The sequence below is a fragment of the Streptomyces sp. NPDC001941 genome (genome assembly GCF_040296945.1).
Taxonomy (GTDB): Bacteria; Actinomycetota; Actinomycetes; order Streptomycetales; family Streptomycetaceae; genus Streptomyces.
The window spans coordinates 101003-118627 of record NZ_JBEOYE010000017.1 but is presented as its reverse complement, the minus strand read 5'-3'; the positions used below and the strand labels follow the sequence as shown (position 1 = coordinate 118627).

Below are 17625 nucleotides of genomic sequence, written 5' to 3'. Positions count from 1 at the left end.
CCTGCCCGCGGGGTGGCGCCCCTTCCCCCCGGGGCGGGACACCCCACCCGCCCCCGGGGGGGGCGGCCCGCCCCCCCCGGGCGGGCCCCCCCCGCGTCACTGCTCCTCCACCCCCGGCCCCGGCCCCGCCCCGGCCGCGGCCAGGTCCAGCGCCAGCGCCACCCGCACCGCCACACTCTCCGCGAACACCGCGTCCCCCCGCTCGAACCCCGCCCGCGCCCCGCCCCGCAGGAACGTCACCACCCCCAGCGTCCGGCCCCGGCTGCGCAGCACCGAACACAAGCCGTGCACCGCGTCCCGCGGCCACTGCCGCTCCACCGCCCAGCCCTCCGCCGCCCGCTCCCCCGCACTCGCCCGCACCGAACCCGCCCGGTCCACCGCCTGCGCCGCCGGATGCCCCGCCGGGTACCGCACCGGGATCCCCGCCCCCGACACCACCGCGCCCAGCGCCACCCCCGGCACCAGCGTCACCGGCCCCGGCGACCCCGACGGCGTCCCCGCCACCCGCACCAGACGCCCCCGCGCGCACACGTCCACCAGCACGTGGTCCGCGAACCCCGCCAGCGCGAAGTCCAGGTACGCCGCCGCCGCCTCCAACGGGTCCTCGCACTCCGCGGCCGCCGCCCCCGCCCGGTGCAGCTGGCTCGACCGGAACCGCAGCCGGTCCGCCTCCTGCTCCGCCAGCCGCGCCTCCGTCACGTCCTGGAACAACCAGCCCACGCCCAGCGGCACCGGCTCCTCCGCCAGCGGCGACGCCAGCCGCAGGAACCCCGACCGCAGGCACCGCCGCCGCTCCCCCTCGGCCGTGCGCAGCGTCACCCACAACTCCACCAGCGACCCCGGCGGCCCCTCGGCCAGCACGTGCTGCAGCGCGCCCTCCAGGTCCTCCACGCCCTGCACCACCAGCTCGCCCAGCGGCCGCCCCAGCAGCCCGGTGCGCCCGGCCCCGATCGTCCGGGTCGCCAGACCGTTCACCACCGTCGGCCGCAGGTCCACGTCGACCAGCACCACGCCCCACGCCGCGTCCTCGAACAGCGCCTCGCTCATCGCGATGGACCGCTCCAGGTCGATCTGCGCGTGCACCTCGCTGAAGGCGCAGTACACCCCGGCCGGCGACCCGTCCCCGGCCCGCACCCCGGCCGACTGCATCCGCACGAGCACCCGCCCGCCGTCCTTGCGCACCAGCGCGAACTCGTGCACCTGCCGCCCCGGCGCGTCCATCACGGCCATCAGCCGCCCGCGCACCTCGTCGGCGTCGGCACTGCGCACCGCCCACCCGGCGAACCCGTCCCTGCCCACCGCCTCCCCGGCACTCCAGCCGAGGATCCGCTCGGCCTCCCGGTTCCAGTGGGTCACCACCCCACGGGCGTCGAACGCGCACAGCGCGGCGTCCATCCCGTCCAGCAACGCGGCCAGCAGATCCGCCCCGGCCCCCTCCCGACCAGGCTCGTCGGGCCCCAGCGCACTGGTGGTCTCACTCCTGGAAGCACTCATCCCGGCCCCCTTGACGGACGTGTCCGGTGTGCGTCCGCACGTCCGATCATTCAACTCGAACGTGACGCAGGACACATGAGGTTCGGGGAAATCGATGGGGCAGGGGGCTGGTGGGGTGGAGTGGATAGGGAGCGCTAGCACGTTCTGTGGGCGTTTGTTCCAAGAGGTGAGCTGGTTCGCACATTCGTGTGAGTGGAGGGGGTTTTCGGGCGCGCGCGATCACGCAGGGGCTAGTTTCGCCGCACACGCGACGAAAGGAGATCACTCGCTCCCGCTTGCCATCAGTCAGGGCGAGCCGAGTGAACAGCCCCAGTCATCACGATCCCTTGATCAGGAGAGGTGCCTCCGATGACTACGTTCCCCGCAGGCGAGCAGACCCACCGGGCTGTGCTTCCTCAGCAGCCCGCTCTGGAATCCGTGGGAGCAGACACCCCTGGGAGCAGGGACGAAACGGCTCACGGACATCCCGCCACCGCGCGGGACACCGGCGGGACACATGGGCGAGGGGAGACCGGCGGCCACCGCACCGGGAACCGTCGGCGACACGCCGAACAGGCAGAGACCAGGGGCGGTGACGCCCCACACCCCACCCCTCCGTACGACGGAGGCTTCGGAGCACCCAGGGTGTTCGTGCTCGACCGACACGGACACCCCCTCATGCCGTGCCACCCGGCCCGCGCGCGCGAACTCCTCCGCAAGGGACGCGCCGTGGTAGCCCGGCACACCCCGTTCGCCATCCGGCTCAAGGACCGTACGAGAGCGGAATCCGACGTCGACGGCGTCCAGTTGCGGATCGACCCGGGATCCCAGGGCACCGGGATGGCACTCACCGAATCCAAGAAGGAACTGCGACCAGACGGACGGACCGTCACCGCGCGCCGAGGGCTCCACACCGTCGAACTCCGGCATCGCGGCGCCCAGATCCACAAGGCCATGGGCCAGCGAGCGGGATACCGGCACAGACGCCGGTCCGACCACTGCCGCTACCGCCCCCAGAGATCCCGCAACCGCGAACGCAGGCGCGGCTGGCTCCCGCCCTCCCTGCAACACCGGGTCGACTCCACCACGTCCACGGCCCGCCGCCTCTGCCGCTACGCACCCGTCACCGAGATCCACGTCGAGAGCTGCACCTTCGACACCCACACCATGGGCGCAGGCAGGAATCTGAGCTCCGGAGAACACCGCAACGGCCCGCTCGCCGGAACTGACGTCCGCGCCCACCTCCGGGCGAAGTGGGACAAGAGCTGCGCCTACTGCGGCGCCACCGGAGTGCCCCTCAACATCGAGCACGTACGCCCCCGGAGTCGCGGAGGCTCAAACCGGGTCACGAATCTCGTACTCGCCTGCGAGGACTGCAATCGCGCCAAAGGCGCGCACTCCCTCGCCGCCTTCCTCGCCGACCGTCCCGAAACCCTGGCCGCCATTGCGGGGCAGCTCAGGCCGTCCCTGCGCGACGCCGCCGCCATGAATGCCGTACGCGTCCAGCTCATCGCGTCACTCGAAAGCCTCTCCCTTCCGGTGCACTGCTGGTCAGGCCACCTGACGAAAGGGACCCGCACCAGAGCCGGACTCGCCAAGACCCACACCCTCGACGCCGTCTGCGTCGGGCCGCTCGACAACGCGGCGGGGGACGCGATCGTGCGCGTCCCCGACCGGGTCCGGGTGATCAAGTCGACCGGCCGCGGCTCGTACGCCCGCACCACCCCGGACCGCTTCGGCTTCCCGCGCCTCTACCGCTCCCGCCAGAAGCGGCACCACGGCTTCATCACCGGCGACCTCGTACGCGTCACCTCACGCCTGGGGTGCTGGACCGGACGCGTGGCCGTCCGGGCCGACGGGAAGCACAGCGTCACCACGTCCACCGTGCGCCGCACCGTCGTGCACAGGAAACTGCGGCTCCTCCAGCGTGCGGACGGCTACACGTACACCACGAAACCCGAGGTCAAAAAATAGATTGCCGCGTTTCCGGCGGCTTCCTAAAGTGGTGCTCACGTTTGAAGGGAGGTGATCCGACAGTGATTTCTGTACGGACCAACGAGGTGACTGCGGCCTAACGGCCTGCCAGTCGCACTTAGTGCACCTCGGCAGGCCGTCTGCCGAACACCACAGCAGTCACCCGACCCGTGGGCCGCCGGTAAGTCCGGCCGGCTCCCTCGATTGCCGCGCGCGAGGCAGAGGGACCAAGGCCCACGGGTCGTCTGCGTTTCCGGGGGCCCTTCACGGGCCCCCGCTTTCCAACTCCTCAGGGCGAAAGCCGCTCCAGGCGCCACGCGCCCTCGCCCGCGCCCACGTACCGCAGGCGGTCGTGCAGGCGGTTCTCCTTGCCCTGCCAGAACTCCACCGCTTCCGGGTCGACCCGGAAGCCGCCCCAGTTCGGGGGGACCGGGACCTGTTCGTCCTCGGGGTAGCGGGCCGTCAGGTCCTCGTAGCGGGCGACCAGTTCGGCGCGGGAGGCGATCACCGTGGACTGCTCGCTGGCCCAGGCGCCCAGTTGCGAGCCGTGCGGGCGGGTGCGGAAGTAGGCCGCCGTCTCGTCGCGTCCCACGCGGCACGCGGTGCCGGTCACGATCACCTGGCGGGCCAGGCCGTGCCAGGGGAAGAGCAGCGAGACGTACGGGTTCGCGGCCAGTTCGCGGCCCTTGCGGGAGCCGTAGTTGGTGAAGAAGACGAAGCCCCGGTCGTCGTACCCCTTGAGCAGCACGGTGCGGCTCGACGGGCGGCCTTCGGGGGTCGCGGTGGAGACGACCATGGCGTTCGGCTCGGTGAGGCCGGCCGTGGTGGCCTCCTTGAACCAGCGCGCGAACTGGTCCATGGGCGTCGGCGCGAGGTCCGACTCGACGAGATCGGTGGTGCGGTACTGCTCGCGCATGGCGGCGGGGTCCGGTGCGTCGGTCACGGTCCCCATCCTGCCGTAGGGCCGCAGTGTGCCCGGCACCGCGTGCCGTTAATCCTTCGTCGCCGGATCGGCGCAGTGTGCCGGATGTCACGCTTCCCCGCATCGGAGGAACCGTACAGACTCGTGCGCTGGACGACTGTTGCTTCCCTACGACTGCGGCGGGTGACCGGCGCGCGTACGGGGCATCACACCTGAGCAATCCGAGCGCCCGGCCCCCACGCCCCGCTCTCACATCTCATGAGGAGCCGCCTGATGTCCGACTTCGTACCCGGACTCGAAGGAGTCGTCGCGTTCGAAACGGAGATCGCCGAACCGGACAAGGAGGGCGGGGCCCTCCGCTACCGGGGTGTCGACATCGAGGACCTGGTGGGGCACGTGTCCTTCGGGAACGTGTGGGGCCTGCTGGTGGACGGGGCGTTCAACCCGGGTCTGCCGCCGGCCGAGCCGTTCCCGATCCCGGTGCACTCGGGTGACATCCGGGTGGACGTGCAGTCGGCGCTGGCGATGCTCGCCCCGGTGTGGGGCCTGAAGCCGCTGCTGGACATCGACGAGCGCCAGGCCCGTGACGACCTGGCGCGGGCGGCGGTGATGGCGCTGTCGTACGTGGCGCAGTCGGCGCGCGGCCAGGGGCTCCCGATGGTGCCGCAGGGCGAGATCGACAAGGCGCAGTCGGTGGTGGAGCGGTTCATGATCCGCTGGCGCGGCGAGCCGGACCCGAAGCACGTGAAGGCCGTGGACGCGTACTGGACGTCGGCCGCCGAGCACGGGATGAACGCGTCGACGTTCACCGCCCGGGTCATCGCGTCCACGGGCGCGGACGTGGCGGCGGCGCTGTCGGGCGCGGTGGGCGCGATGTCGGGTCCGCTGCACGGCGGTGCGCCGTCGCGGGTGCTGGGGATGATCGAGGAGATCGAGCGCACGGGTGACGCGACCGCGTACGTGCGCAAGGCCCTGGACAAGGGCGAGCGGCTGATGGGCTTCGGCCACCGGGTGTACCGGGCGGAGGACCCGCGCGCGCGGGTGCTGCGGCGGACGGCGCGGGAGCTGGCGGCGCCGCGCTTCGAGGTGGCGGAGGCGCTGGAGAAGGCGGCGCTGGAGGAGCTGCACGCGCGGCGTCCCGACCGGGTGCTGGCGACGAACGTGGAGTTCTGGGCGGCGATCGTGCTGGACTTCGCGGAGGTCCCGGCGCACATGTTCACGTCGATGTTCACGTGTGCGCGTACGGCGGGCTGGTCGGCGCACATCCTGGAGCAGAAGCGGACGGGGCGCCTGGTGCGTCCTTCGGCGCGCTACACGGGTCCGGGCACCCGGAGCCCGCGCGAGATCGAGGGCTTCGCCGACATCGCCGGCTGAGCGGGCTCGGCCGATCGGGCGCGGCGGGTCCCGCCGCGCCGGAACGATTCGCCATCGGGGTCCGTCGTACGTGGGCGTGCGACGGGCCCCGTTGGCGTTCCCGGCCCCGGGTTCCCGGGCGTCACGCGTCCGCGAGCTGCTCGTGGCGGGCCTCGGTGAGGATCAGGTCGGCGTGCTGGCGGGCGGTGGTGAGCGGGTGGGCCCGCAGCTTGCCCTTGAGCTCGTTGCGGCCGTACTCGGCGAAGAGCGGGTTCTCCGGGTCGGTGGTGACGCCGGGGGCGTGGGCGGCGTACGGGAAGGCGAGGGGTTCCACGCGGGCGTCCAGCCGGGGGTTGTAGAAGAACGGCACCGAGTAGCGCTCGGTGGCGCCGGGCGGGGAGACGACGCGGTGGTTGGTGGCGAGGAGGTAGCCGTCGGTGGCGACTTCGAGGAGCTCGCCGAGGTTGACGACGAACGCGCCGGGCAGCGGGGGCACGTCGTGGAACTCGCCGTCCTCGCGCTGGACCTGGAGCCCGCCGACGGTGTCCTGGTGCAGCAGGGTGAGGAAGCCGTAGTCCTTGTGGGCGCCGACGCCCTGGGCGCTGCCGTCGGCCGAGCTGCCGGGGTAGCGGACGAGCTTGAGGTGGGTGTGGGCGCGGTCGCCGAAGACGTCGTCGTAGAAGTCGGCGGGGGCGCCGATGGCGGCGAGGAGTTCGTGGAGCAGCTTCTCGGCGACGCCGGTGAGGGTGGCGATCCAGTCGAGGGCGGCGGTGCGCAGGGCGGGCAGGGCGGCGGGCCACTGGTTGGGGCCCTGGAGCCACCAGTAGGCGGGTTCGCCGGGGGCGGGGGCGCGGGCGGGGAGTTCGGGGCCGATGTCGAGCTGGTCGCGCCAGTCGCGGGAGCCGCCGGTGCGTTCGTCGCCGGTGCGCGTGTAGCCGCGGAAGTGGGGGGAGTTGACGTTGTCGAGGGCGAGCCGGTCGGCTTCGGGCAGGGCGAAGAAGGCCTTCATGGCGTCGGTGAGGGCGCGGGTGCGCTCCGGGGTGACGCCGTGGCCGGTGAGCTGGAAGAAGCCGACGCCGTGGGCCGCGCTGTGCAGCTGGGCGTGGAGCAGGCGGCGGGCCTGGGGGCCGCGGTCGGCCGCGGAGAGGTCGATGACGGGGAGCTGCGTGTACGACAGGGGCGTGTGCGACATGGGTGCGTCCGCTGGGTGAGTCCCCGGCCTGCGCGGTGTGTGCGCCCGCACCGGGTGCCCGCGCGGGGTGCGGCGGGGTGGGTGCGTGTGGGTCCGGAGTGGTGGAAGGGGTGGCCGGGGTCAGGCGTACGGCTGACAGGCCATGCTCGTGACGCGGACGTAGTCCACGTGGCGACGGCGTACGAGCGGAAGCATGGGGCCAGGATACTGCGCGGACGGCGGGCGCGGTGTGGCGTCCGTCACAGCGGTGGGCGGCCTCGCCGGCTCAGCTGCTCGGCTGCCGGGTCATGCCCCCGGGGGTCACGCCCCGGGTCACCTCCTCGGACGCCGGGTCACGCCCCCCGCATCACGCCCCCCGGTCCGGCTCCCCCAGCGCCCCGTCCAGGATCCGCGTCCACTGGGCGACGACCCGGCGGCGGCGGGCGCGGTCGTCGGTGAGGAGGTTGGCCAGGCCCAGTCCGCGGGCCATGTCGAGGAAGCCCTGGACGGTCTCGCGGGTGCCGGGGCGGGACTCGTCGGCCTTGAGCAGTTCCACGGCCATGCGGTGGGTCTCGCGGCCGACCCGGGCTTCCAGCTCGACGACCCGGGTGCGCAGCTGTTCCTCGTCGGAGGCGGCGACCCACAGGTGCAGGGCGGCGCGGAAGAGCGGGCCGGTGTAGAGGTCGACGAGCGCCTCGACGACGGCGGCGCGGTCGCGGGCCGGGAGGGTGCGCAGGGCCTGGGAGCGTTCCTCGGCGACGTACTCGACGGCGGCGGTGAACAGGCCCTCGCGGGTGGGGAAGTGGTGCTGGGCGGCGCCGCGGGAGACGCCGGCGCGCTCGGCGACCACGGACACCGTCGAGCCCGCCCAGCCGACCTCGGCCAGGCAGGCCACGGCCGCTTCGAGGAGGCGCTGCCGGGTGGCCCGGCTGCGGTCCTGCTTGGGCGACTTGGCGGGTGGTGTCACCACACCCATGCGGGGTCCCGTCGTTCGAGGAAGGCGGTCATCCCCTCGCGCGCCTCGGCGGAGGCGAACAGCGACGCCGACCGCTGTACGAGTTCCTCGGCGTCGCGCTCGAAGGTTTCCAGCACCTTAGCCGTGACCAGGCGCTTGCTGTGGGCCAGGCCCTGCGGGGAGCCGCGCCGCAGGGCGTCGAGGAGCGGGGCGAGGGCGGTGTCGACGTCGGGCGCGGTCTCGGTGACCAGGCCCATGGCGCGGGCCGTGGCGGCGTCGAAGGTCTCGCCGGTGAGGTAGTAGCGTCCGGCGGCGCGCGGGTCGAGGCGGGGCAGCAGCGGCAGGGAGATGACGGCCGGGGCGACCCCGATGCGTACTTCGGTGAACGCGAAGTCGGACTCCTCGGAGGCGATCACGACGTCGCAGGCGCCGAGCAGTCCCAGGCCACCGGCGCGGGTCTTGCCGGTGACGCGGGCGAGGACGGGCTTGGGCAGTTCCACGATCTGCCGCATCAGGTCCACGAAGGCGTACGGGCTGGGCGGCGCCTTGAGGTCGGCGCCCGCGCTGAACACAGCGCCGGTGTGGGTGAGGACGACGGCGCGCACGGCCGGATCCTTGCCGCACCGCTCCAGCGCCCCGGCCAGTTCGGCGACGAGGCGGGCGGAGAGTGCGTTGCGGGCGCGTGGCGCGTCCAGGGTGAGCGTGGTGATGCCCCGGTCCGGCTGGGGCGACACCAAGACCGCCGGTTCCTCCGTCATGCGTCCTCCCGGTCCCTGAGCCTGCGTCGCAGGATCTTTCCCGATGCCGCCCGGGGTACTCCCTGGACGAACTCGACGCGGCGGATCTTCTTGTACGGTGCGACCTTCGCCGCGACGAACGACATCACCGCGTCGGCGTCGAGGTCGGTGGCGCCGGGCTGGCGCACGACGTACGCCTTGGGCACCTCGTTGCCGTCGTCGTCGTAGACGCCGATGACGGCGGCGTCGGCGATGCCCTCGTGGGTGAGCAGCAGCGCCTCCAGTTCGGCGGGGGCGACCTGGAAGCCCTTGTACTTGATGAGTTCCTTGACCCGGTCGACGACGAAGAGCCAGCCGTCCTCGTCGACGCGGCCCACGTCGCCGGTGTGCACCCAGCCGTCGGGGTCGATCATGGCGGCGGTGGCGTCGGGGCGGCCCAGGTAGCCCTTCATCACCTGCGGTCCGCGGAAGGCGAGTTCGCCCTCCTCGCCGGGGGCGGCGTCCTTGCCGGGCGTCTCCAGGGAGAGGACGCGCATCTCGGTGCCGGGGACGAGCTTGCCGACGGTGCCGGGCGGCGGGTCCTGGGCGTCCAGGGGGACGGCGTGGGTGCCGGGAGAGAGTTCCGTCATGCCGTACGCCTGGCGCACGGGCGGCAGTCCGAGCCGGGCGGAGCAGGCCTGGGCGAGGCGCGCGTCGAGCGGCGCGGCGGCGCTGAGCAGGTACCGCAGGGAGCTGAGGTCGTAGCGGGCGACGGCGGGGTGCTTGGCGAGGGCGAGGACGATCGGCGGGGCGACGTACAGGCCGGTGACGCGGTGCTTCTCGATGGCGGCGAGGAACTGGTCGAGTTCGAAGCGGGGCAGGACGACGACGGTGGCACCGTGCCGCAGCGGGGCGTTGAGCAGCGCGGTCATGCCGTAGATGTGGAAGAACGGCAGGACGGCGAGGATGCGGTCGCCGGGGCCCATCGGGATCAGGGGCTGGAGCTGGGCGAGGTTGGTGGCCAGGGAGCGGTGGGTGAGCATGACGCCCTTGGGCTCGCCGGTGGTGCCGGAGGAGTACGGCAGGACGGCGACGTCCTCGGCGGGGTCGATGTCCACCTGCGGCTCGGGCCCGTCGAAGGCCAGCATGTCGAGGACCGAGCGGTGCCCCTCGGCCCGGTCACAGACGAACAACTCCTCGATGCCGCCGACGAGTTCGGCGGCGCGGCGGGCGACTTCCAGGAGCGGGGAGACGGTGACGATCCAGCGGGCCGAGGAGTCATTGAGCTGCTTGGCGAACTCCTCGGCCGTGGCCAGCGGGTGGACGGTGGTGACGCAGGCCCCGGCCCGGGTCGCGGCGTGGAACACGGCCGGGTAGACGACCGAGTTGGGGCTGTGCAGGGCGACCACGTCGCCCTTGCGCACGCCCGCGTCGGCCAGCGCCGCCGCGATGCGCCGGTGGTAGAGGTCCAGCTGGGCGTAGCTGACGGTGGTGCCGGTGATCCCGTCGACCAGTGCGGGCGCGTCACCGTAGTCGGCGGCGGCCCGGCCCAGCACGACGTCGTGGATGGGCTGGGAGACGGCCGGCACGTCCGCGTACTCGCTGTGGTGGATCCCTGACTGCACTGACGAACCTGACGAACCTGACGACCCGGAAGACCCAGACGACATGGCCGGTCCCTTCGACGCGACTCGGTGTGGTGGAGGTCAGAATCTCCCCTGCGCGGGCCGGTTGGGGAGACCCCGGATCCGGTCGGATCCGGGAACACCCCTTGTTCCGTGATGAATTGGGCCTCAGTAGGACTTGGGCAGGCCCAGCGACTGGTGCGAGACGAAGTTCAGGATCATCTCGCGGCTGACCGGGGCGATCCGCGCCACCCGGGCCGCCGTGATGAGCGACGCCAGGCCGAACTCGCGGGTCAGGCCGTTGCCGCCGAGCGTGTGCACCGCCTGGTCGACCGCCTTGACGCACGCCTCGCCCGCCGCGTACTTCGCCATGTTCGCGGCCTCGCCCGCGCCCATGTCGTCGCCCGCGTCGTACAGCAGTGCCGCCTTGCGCATCATCAGGGCCGCCAGTTCCAGGTCGATGTGCGCCTGGGCGAGCGGGTGGGCGATGGCCTGGTGGGCGCCGATGGGGGTCTTCCACACCTGGCGCTCCTTGGCGTACTCCACGGCCCGGCCCAGCGCGTAGCGCCCCATGCCGATCGCGAACGCGGCGGTCATGACGCGCTCGGGGTTGAGGCCGGCGAACAGCTGGAGCAGGCCCGCGTCCTCGTCGCCGACCAGCGCGTCGGCGGGCAGCCGCACCTCGTCCAGGGTCAGCTCCCACTGCTTCTCGTGGGCCTGGAGCTCCATGTCGATCTGGCGGCGCCCGAAGCCCTCGGCGTCGCGCGGGACGACGAACAGGCACGGCTTGAGCCGTCCGGTGCGGGAGTCCTCGGTGCGGCCCACGATCAGGGTGGCGTCGGCGATGTCGACGCCGGAGATGAACACCTTGCGGCCGGTCAGCAGCCAGTCGCCGGTGTCCGGGTCGCGGCGGGCGGTGGTGGTGATGCGGTGCGAGTTGGACCCGGCGTCGGGCTCGGTGATGCCGAACGCCATGGTGCGGGTGCCGTCCGCGAGGCCCGGCAGCCAGCGGCGCTTCTGCTCCTCGGTGCCGAACCGGGCGATGACGGTGCCGCAGATCGCGGGCGAGACGACCATCATCAGCAGCGGACAGCCCGCCGCCCCCAACTCCTCGAGGACGAGGGAGAGTTCGACCATGCCGGAGCCCCCGCCGCCGTACTCCTCGGGGAGGTTCACGCCCAGGTAGCCGAGCTTGCCGGCCTCCGCCCACAGCGCCTCGCGGTCGTAGCCGCGCCCGTGCCGGCGGCCCAGCGCGGCCACGGCGGCGCGCAGGGCCCGCTGCTCCTCGGTCTCGATGACGTTCGTGGTGACGCTGTTCATGGTGTGGCGTCCTCCTTGACGACGGCGAGCAGGGCGCCGACCTCGACCTGGCGGCCGGGGGCGGCGTGCAGTGCGTGGAGCGTGCCGGTGGCGGGAGCGGTGACGCGGTGCTCCATCTTCATCGCCTCCAGCCAGACGAGGGGCTGCCCGGCCGTCACGCGCTCGCCCACGGCGACCCCGGCGACCCGGACGACCGTGCCGGGCATCGGCGCGAGCAGGGAGCCCGGTTCGGCGCCGGACTCCGGCTCGGGGAAGCGGGGGGCCTCGGCCAGCGCCCAGGACCCGGCCGGGGAGTCGACGTGGACGCGCCCGTCCGGGTAGGCGGTGACGTCGTAGTGGCGTACGACGCCGTCGGCTTCGAGGGCCACCCGGTCCGGGGCGACGGCGACCGCGCGGACGCCCTGCGGGGCCCGTACGTCGTAGCCGTCGCGGGTGCGCAGGTAGCGCACCTCGTGCGCGCCGTAGGTCTTGGACTGCGCCGCGGACGGCACGTTGCGCCAGGCCCCGAACCGGCCGCCCCGGCGCGCCGCGTCCGCCAGCGCGGCGGCCACCGCCGCCCGCTCCTCCCCCGCCCCGGGGCCGGTCAGGGCGTCCAGGTGGCGGTCGAAGAAGCCGGTGTCGATCCGGGCCCCGGCGAAGTCGGGGTGGAGCAGGGTGCGGTGCAGCAGGTCGCGGTTGGTGGTCAGGCCGTGCACCCGGGTGCGGGCCAGCGCCCCGGCCAGCCGGCGCACCGCCTCGGCGCGGGTCGGGGCGTGCGCGACGACCTTGGCGAGCATCGGGTCGTAGTGCACGCCGACCGCGTCCCCGGCGGCGAAGCCGGTGTCCACGCGCACGGTGTCCGGCACGTCGAACCGGTCGAGGACCCCGGTCTGCGGCGCCCAGTCGCGCGCCGGGTCCTCCGCGTACAGCCGCACCTCCACCGCGTGGCCGCGCGCGGCCGGCGGCTCCGGGGCCAGGGCGGCCCCTTCGGCGATCCGGATCTGCTCGGCGACCAGGTCGAGGCCGAACACGGCCTCGGTGACGGGGTGTTCGACCTGGAGGCGGGTGTTCATCTCCAGGAAGTGCGCCCGCTCCCCCCGCACCAGGAACTCCACCGTCCCGGCGCCCAGGTAGCCGGTGGCGCGGGCGGCCCGCAGGGCGGAGCCGGCCAGTTCGGCCTGGAGCGCGGCCGAGAGCCCGGGGGCGGGCGCCTCCTCAACGACCTTCTGGTGGCGGCGCTGGAGGGAGCAGTCCCGGGTGCCCAGCGTCCACACCGTGCCGTGCGCGTCGGCGAGGACCTGCACCTCGACGTGGCGGCCGTCCTCCAGGTAGGGCTCGACGAAGACCTCCCCGTCACCGAACGCGCTCAGCGCCTCCGCCCGGGCCGCCGCCAACTCCTCTTCCAGGGCTCCCAGTTCACGTACCACGCGCATGCCGCGGCCGCCGCCGCCCGCCGCCGCCTTCACCAGCACCGGCAGGTCCGCCGCGGTGACCGAGGCGAGCGGGGCGACGCCCATCAGCTCCTTGGCGCGGGTCTTGGACGCCATCGCCTCGATCGCCTCCGGCGGCGGCCCGATCCAGGTCAGGCCCGCGTCCAGGACGGCCCGCGCGAAGCCGGCGTTCTCGGACAGGAAGCCGTAGCCGGGGTGGACCGCGTCCGCGCCCGCCGCGAGCGCCGCCTTCACCACCAGGTCGCCGCGCAGGTACGTGTCCGAGGGCGCCGACCCCGGCAGCCGCACGGCCGCGTCGGCCTCCCGCACGTGCAGCGCGCCCGCGTCGGCGTCCGCGTACACCGCGACCGTCGCGATGCCGAGCTCCCGGCAGGTGCGGAAGACGCGGCAGGCGATCTCGCCCCGGTTGGCGACCAGCAGGGTCCGGATCAGTGCCATGGGCGTACCGCCTCCGTCGTGTGGGTGTCCTTCGCCGCGTCCCGGGCCGCGCCGGGGCCCGTCACATCCGGAAGACGCCGAAGCCACCGCGCGTCCCCTCGACCGGGGCCGTGTGGATCGCCGACAGGCACATCCCCAGGACCGTGCGGGTGTCGCGGGGGTCGATGACCCCGTCGTCGTACAGCCGCCCCGACAGGAACACCGGCAGCGACTCCGCCTCGATCTGCTGCTCCACCACGGCGCGCAGTCCGGCGTCGGCCTCCTCGTCGTAGGGCTGCCCCTTGGCCGCGGCCGAGGCCCTGGCCACGATCGACAGGACGCCCGCGAGCTGCTGGGGGCCCATCACGGCCGACTTGGCGCTGGGCCAGGCGAAGAGGAAGCGGGGGTCGTAGGCGCGCCCGCACATGCCGTAGTGGCCCGCGCCGTAGGAGGCGCCCATCAGGACCGACAGGTGCGGGACCTTCGAGTTGGACACCGCGTTGATCATCATCGCGCCGTGCTTGATGATGCCGCCCTGCTCGTACTCCTTGCCGACCATGTAACCGGTGGTGTTGTGCAGGAAGAGCAGCGGGATGTCCCGCTGGTTGGCGAGCTGGATGAACTGGGCGGCCTTCTGCGACTCGGCGGAGAACAGCACGCCCTGGGCGTTGGCGAGGATGCCGACCGGGTAGCCGTGCAGCCGCGCCCAGCCGGTGGTCAGCGAGGTCCCGTACAGCGGCTTGAACTCGTCGAAGTCCGAGCCGTCGACGATCCGGGCGATCACCTCGCGCGGGTCGAAGGGCTCCTTGAGGTCGCCGGGGACGATGCCGAGCAGCTCCTCGGGGTCGTACTTCGGCGGCTCGGCCGGGCCCGGATCGGCGTGCGCCTTGCGGTGGTTGAGCCGGGCGACGATCCGGCGGGCGGTGCGCAGCGCGTCCCGCTCGTCCAGCGCGTAGTGGTCGGCCAGTCCGGAGGTGCGGGCGTGCATCTCGGCGCCGCCCAGGGACTCGTCGTCGCTCTCCTCGCCGGTGGCCATCTTCACCAGCGGCGGCCCGCCGAGGAAGACCTTGGACCGCTCCTTGATCATCACGGTGTGGTCGGACATCCCGGGGACGTACGCGCCTCCGGCGGTGGAGTTGCCGAACACCACCGCGACCGTGGGGATCCCGGCGGCCGAGAGCCGGGTGATGTCGCGGAAGATGGCGCCGCCCGGGATGAAGATCTCCTTCTGCGAGGGCAGGTCGGCGCCGCCGGACTCGACGAGGCTGACGCAGGGCAGCCGGTTGGCGAGCGCGATCTCGTTGGCGCGCAGGGCCTTCTTCAGGGTCCAGGGGTTGGAGGCGCCGCCGCGCACGGTCGGGTCGTTGGCGGTGACCAGGCACTCCACGCCCTCGATCACGCCGATGCCGGTGACCATGGACGCGCCGACCGGGTAGTCGCTGCCCCAGGCGGCCAGCGGCGACAGCTCCAGGAACGGCGAGTCGGGGTCGAGGAGCAGCTCGATCCGCTCGCGGGCCAGCAGCTTGCCGCGCCGGTGGTGGCGCTCGGTGTACTTCTCGCCGCCGCCCGCGAGGGCCTTGGCGTGCTCGGCCTCCAGGGCGGCGAGCTTGGCGAGCATGGCCTCGCGGTGGGCCAGGTGGTCGGCGTCCCGCGGGTCGAGGGCGCTGCTGAGCACGGTCACGTGAGGTCCTCCGGGGCGTCGTCGAGCAGGGACACCGGTATGTCGAGGTGGCGGGCGCGCAGCCATTCGCCCAGGGCCTTGGCCTGCGGGTCGAAGCGGGCCTGGGAGGCGACGCCCTCGCCGAGGAGCCCGTGGACGGTGAAGTTGAGGGCCCGCAGGTGGGGCAACTGATGACGGACGACTGACAGATGACGGATTTCAGGTAGCAGCTGACGAAGTTGGTCAACGGTCATCTGATGGACCAACCATCGCCATCCGTCATCCGTCCGCGCCCACACCCCCACGTTCGCGTCCCCGCCCTTGTCCCCGCTGCGGGCCCCCGCCACCCGGCCCAGCGGCGCCCGCCGCACCGGCCCCGGCGGCAGCGGCGCGGGCGGCTCGGGCTCCTCGACCGGCTCCAACACCCTTGTCCGTACGGGCTCCCGCACCGCCACCCGCGACCCGTCCGGCACCACCGCGACGTGCTCCACCGCGTCCCTGGGCACGTACCGCGCCTCGAACACCCCGTACGGCGCCCCGCGCCCCGGCGGCGCCGTCACGTGGAAGCCCGGGTAGGAGCCGAGCGCCAGCTCCACCGCCGCGCCGCTCACCGCCCGCCCCACCCGCCCGGCGTCCGCGTCCCGCACCACCAGCCGCAGCAGCGCGCTGGCCGTCTCCTCGGTGTCCGCGTCGGCCCGGTCGGTGCGCGCCAGCTCCCAGCGCACCTCGGCCGGGCGCGCCCCGGCCCGCCCGAAGGCGTCGTCCACCTGCGCCTTGACCAGCTCCGCCTTGGCGTCCACGTCCAGGCCGGTGAGCACGAACACCACCTCGTTGCGCCAGCCGCCGAGCCGGGTGACCCCGGCCTTGAGCGTGGGCGGCGGGGCCTCGCCGCGCACCGGGCCGATCCGCACCCGGTCCGGTCCCTCCCGGGACAGGCGCACCGTGTCCAGGCGGGCGGTGACGTCGGGCCCGGCGTAGCGGGCGCCGCCGGTCTCGTAGAGCAGTTGCGCGGTGACCGTGCCGAGGTCGACCGCGCCGCCGGTGCCGGGGTGCTTGGTGATGACGCAGGAGCCGTCGGCGTGGATCTCGGCGATCGGGAAGCCGGGGCGGCGCGCCCCCTCGCCGGGCAGTTCGCGGAAGAAGGAGTAGTTGCCGCCGGTGGCCTGGGTGCCGCACTCCAGGACGTGCCCGGCGACCACGGCCCCGGCGAGCGCGTCGAGGTCGTCGGGGCCCCAGTCGAAGTGGGCGGCGGCGGGCCCGGTGACCAGGGCGGCGTCGGTGACGCGGCCGGTGACCACGACGTCGGCGCCGGCCCGCAGGCAGGCGGCGATGCCGAAGCCGCCGAGGTAGGCGTTGGCGGTCAGCACGCCGTCCTCGGCGGGGAGCAGATCGCCCTCGACGTGCGCGACGCGCACCGGGACGCCCAGCTTGGCGGCGAGGTCGCGGACGGCGCCGGCCAGGGAAGCGGGGTTGAGGCCGCCCGCGTTGGCGACGATCTTCACGCCCTTGTCGTGGGCGAGGCCGAGGGTGTCCTCCAGCTGGCGCAGGAAGGTCTTGGCGTAGCCGAGGGAGGGGTCCTTGAGGCGGTCGCGGCCGAGGATGAGCAGGGTCAGCTCGGCCAGGTAGTCGCCGGTGAGGACGTCGAGGGGGCCTCCTTCCAGCATCTCGCGGACCGCGTCGAAGCGGTCGCCGTAGAAGCCGGAGGCGTTGCCGATCCGCAGCGGGCCGGTCATCGCTCCCCCTTGCGCGGGCGCCCGTTCCCGGCCGGTCCGGCGAAGGCCTGGGCGATGTCCAGCCAGCGGTCGGCGTCGGGTCCCTCGGCGAGCACGGCCAGGTCGGCGCGGTGGGCGCGCTGGGTGACCAGCAGGCAGAAGTCGAGGGCCGGTCCGGTGACCCGCTGGGCGGCGTCCCAGGGTCCGTACGTCCACAGCTGCCCGTCGGGGCCGGTCAGCTCGACGCGGAACTCCTGTGCGGGCGGCGTGAGTTCGCGTACGAAGTAGGCGTAGTCCCGGGCCCGCACGCCGATCCGGGCGACGTGCCGGAGCCGGTCGGTGGGGGTGCGTACGACTCCGAGGGCGTCGGCGACGTCCTGGCCGTGGGCCCAGGTCTCCATCAGCCGGGCGCTCGCCATGGAGGCGGCCGACATGGCCGGGCCGTACCAGGGCAGCCGGGTGCCCGCGGGGGCGTCGCGCAGGGTCTCCGCGAGCCGGTCCCGCCCGGTGCGCCAGCGGGCGAGCAGCTCGCGGGGCGGGAGCGCGGCGCCCGCAGCGGCGCCCTCGTCGACGAAGGAGTCCGGGGCCTTCAGCGCCTGCTCGACGTGCGCGGCGAAGGCGTCGGGCCGGTGCGCGGCGAGCAGCGCGGCCTCGTCGGTCCAGGCGAGGTGGGCGACCTGGTGGGCGACGCTCCAGCCGGCGGCCGGGGTGGGCGTGGCCCAGGCGGCGTCGGGCACTCCGGCGACCAGGGCGTCGAGCTGGGCGCCCTCGTCGCGGAGGTCGCCGAGCAGGCCGGTCAGGAGTGCGGTGGGGCGGCCGGGCGGGTGGGACACGTTGGTGCTCCCCTCGGGGGGCGGCGGTGTGTCGTTGCGTGGCGAGCATGGCAGCGCCGCGAGA

General features: G+C 73.7%; 13 protein-coding genes. 2 read left to right on the top strand and 11 right to left on the bottom strand.

Going from position 1 to position 17625, the window contains the following annotated elements; all coding sequences use genetic code 11:
- Positions 1 to 96: 96 nt before the first annotated feature.
- Positions 97 to 1494, bottom strand: a complete 1398-nt coding sequence (locus ABT160_RS15135) for a PAS domain-containing protein (protein ID WP_351647582.1) — start codon at positions 1492 to 1494, stop codon at positions 97 to 99.
- Between the two features lie 624 nt (positions 1495 to 2118).
- Here ABT160_RS15135 and iscB point away from each other — a divergent pair.
- A complete protein-coding gene (gene iscB / locus ABT160_RS15130; RefSeq protein WP_351647581.1) occupies positions 2119 to 3447 on the top strand; it encodes an RNA-guided endonuclease IscB in 1329 nt (442 codons plus the stop codon).
- Between the two features lie 289 nt (positions 3448 to 3736).
- Here iscB and pdxH read toward each other — a convergent pair whose 3' ends face one another.
- Positions 3737 to 4399: a pyridoxamine 5'-phosphate oxidase gene (gene pdxH, locus ABT160_RS15125; RefSeq protein ID WP_351647596.1), complete on the bottom strand. Its 663-nt coding sequence runs from the start codon at positions 4397 to 4399 to the stop codon at positions 3737 to 3739.
- Positions 4400 to 4642: 243 nt separating this feature from the next.
- Between pdxH and ABT160_RS15120 the strand changes: the two genes are divergently transcribed.
- The gene (locus ABT160_RS15120; RefSeq protein ID WP_351647579.1) at positions 4643 to 5743 is read left to right on the top strand and encodes a citrate synthase 2; all 1101 of its coding nucleotides are present in this window, start codon (positions 4643 to 4645) and stop codon (positions 5741 to 5743) included.
- Positions 5744 to 5864: 121 nt separating this feature from the next.
- Here ABT160_RS15120 and ABT160_RS15115 read toward each other — a convergent pair whose 3' ends face one another.
- From ABT160_RS15115 to ABT160_RS15075, 9 genes are all read right to left on the bottom strand, one after another.
- Complete coding sequence (locus ABT160_RS15115) at positions 5865 to 6914, bottom strand: isopenicillin N synthase family dioxygenase (protein ID WP_351647577.1); 1050 nt, start codon at positions 6912 to 6914, stop codon at positions 5865 to 5867.
- Positions 6915 to 7260: 346 nt separating this feature from the next.
- Positions 7261 to 7869: a TetR/AcrR family transcriptional regulator gene (locus tag ABT160_RS15110; RefSeq protein ID WP_351647575.1), complete on the bottom strand. Its 609-nt coding sequence runs from the start codon at positions 7867 to 7869 to the stop codon at positions 7261 to 7263.
- Positions 7857 to 8606, bottom strand: coding sequence for an enoyl-CoA hydratase family protein (locus tag ABT160_RS15105; protein WP_351647573.1), 750 nt, complete (start codon positions 8604 to 8606; stop codon positions 7857 to 7859). Before ABT160_RS15105 ends, ABT160_RS15110 begins: the two co-directional genes overlap by 13 nt.
- The gene (locus ABT160_RS15100) at positions 8603 to 10177 is read right to left on the bottom strand and encodes a 4-coumarate--CoA ligase family protein (protein ID WP_351647594.1); all 1575 of its coding nucleotides are present in this window, start codon (positions 10175 to 10177) and stop codon (positions 8603 to 8605) included. Before ABT160_RS15100 ends, ABT160_RS15105 begins: the two co-directional genes overlap by 4 nt.
- A 180-nt stretch (positions 10178 to 10357) precedes the next feature.
- Positions 10358 to 11509 carry an acyl-CoA dehydrogenase family protein gene (locus ABT160_RS15095; RefSeq protein ID WP_351647571.1) on the bottom strand — a complete coding sequence of 384 codons (1152 nt, stop codon included), beginning with the start codon at positions 11507 to 11509 and terminating at the stop codon, positions 10358 to 10360.
- Positions 11506 to 13371 carry an acetyl/propionyl/methylcrotonyl-CoA carboxylase subunit alpha gene (locus tag ABT160_RS15090; protein WP_351647592.1) on the bottom strand — a complete coding sequence of 622 codons (1866 nt, stop codon included), beginning with the start codon at positions 13369 to 13371 and terminating at the stop codon, positions 11506 to 11508. Before ABT160_RS15090 ends, ABT160_RS15095 begins: the two co-directional genes overlap by 4 nt.
- Before the next feature lie 67 nt (positions 13372 to 13438).
- A complete protein-coding gene (locus ABT160_RS15085; RefSeq protein WP_351647569.1) occupies positions 13439 to 15037 on the bottom strand; it encodes an acyl-CoA carboxylase subunit beta in 1599 nt (532 codons plus the stop codon).
- Positions 15034 to 16749 (bottom strand): acyclic terpene utilization AtuA family protein, encoded by a 1716-nt coding sequence (locus ABT160_RS15080; protein ID WP_351647568.1) that lies wholly within the window; start codon positions 16747 to 16749, stop codon positions 15034 to 15036. Before ABT160_RS15080 ends, ABT160_RS15085 begins: the two co-directional genes overlap by 4 nt.
- The gene (locus tag ABT160_RS15075) at positions 16746 to 17561 is read right to left on the bottom strand and encodes a TIGR03084 family metal-binding protein (RefSeq protein ID WP_351647566.1); all 816 of its coding nucleotides are present in this window, start codon (positions 17559 to 17561) and stop codon (positions 16746 to 16748) included. Before ABT160_RS15075 ends, ABT160_RS15080 begins: the two co-directional genes overlap by 4 nt.
- Positions 17562 to 17625: the final 64 nt, after the last annotated feature.

What these genes read in the sequence shown, in the direction of transcription:
- ABT160_RS15135 (WP_351647582.1), bottom strand. Translation starts at nt 1,494, where the DNA reads ATGAGTGCTTCCAGGAGTGAGACCACCAGTGCGCTGGGGCCCGACGAG.
- pdxH (WP_351647596.1), bottom strand. Translation starts at nt 4,399, where the DNA reads ATGGGGACCGTGACCGACGCACCGGACCCCGCCGCCATGCGCGAGCAG.
- ABT160_RS15120 (WP_351647579.1), top strand. Translation starts at nt 4,643, where the DNA reads ATGTCCGACTTCGTACCCGGACTCGAAGGAGTCGTCGCGTTCGAAACG.
- ABT160_RS15115 (WP_351647577.1), bottom strand. Translation starts at nt 6,914, where the DNA reads ATGTCGCACACGCCCCTGTCGTACACGCAGCTCCCCGTCATCGACCTC.
- ABT160_RS15110 (WP_351647575.1), bottom strand. Translation starts at nt 7,869, where the DNA reads ATGGGTGTGGTGACACCACCCGCCAAGTCGCCCAAGCAGGACCGCAGC.
- ABT160_RS15105 (WP_351647573.1), bottom strand. Translation starts at nt 8,606, where the DNA reads ATGACGGAGGAACCGGCGGTCTTGGTGTCGCCCCAGCCGGACCGGGGC.
- ABT160_RS15095 (WP_351647571.1), bottom strand. Translation starts at nt 11,509, where the DNA reads ATGAACAGCGTCACCACGAACGTCATCGAGACCGAGGAGCAGCGGGCC.
- ABT160_RS15080 (WP_351647568.1), bottom strand. Translation starts at nt 16,749, where the DNA reads ATGACCGGCCCGCTGCGGATCGGCAACGCCTCCGGCTTCTACGGCGAC.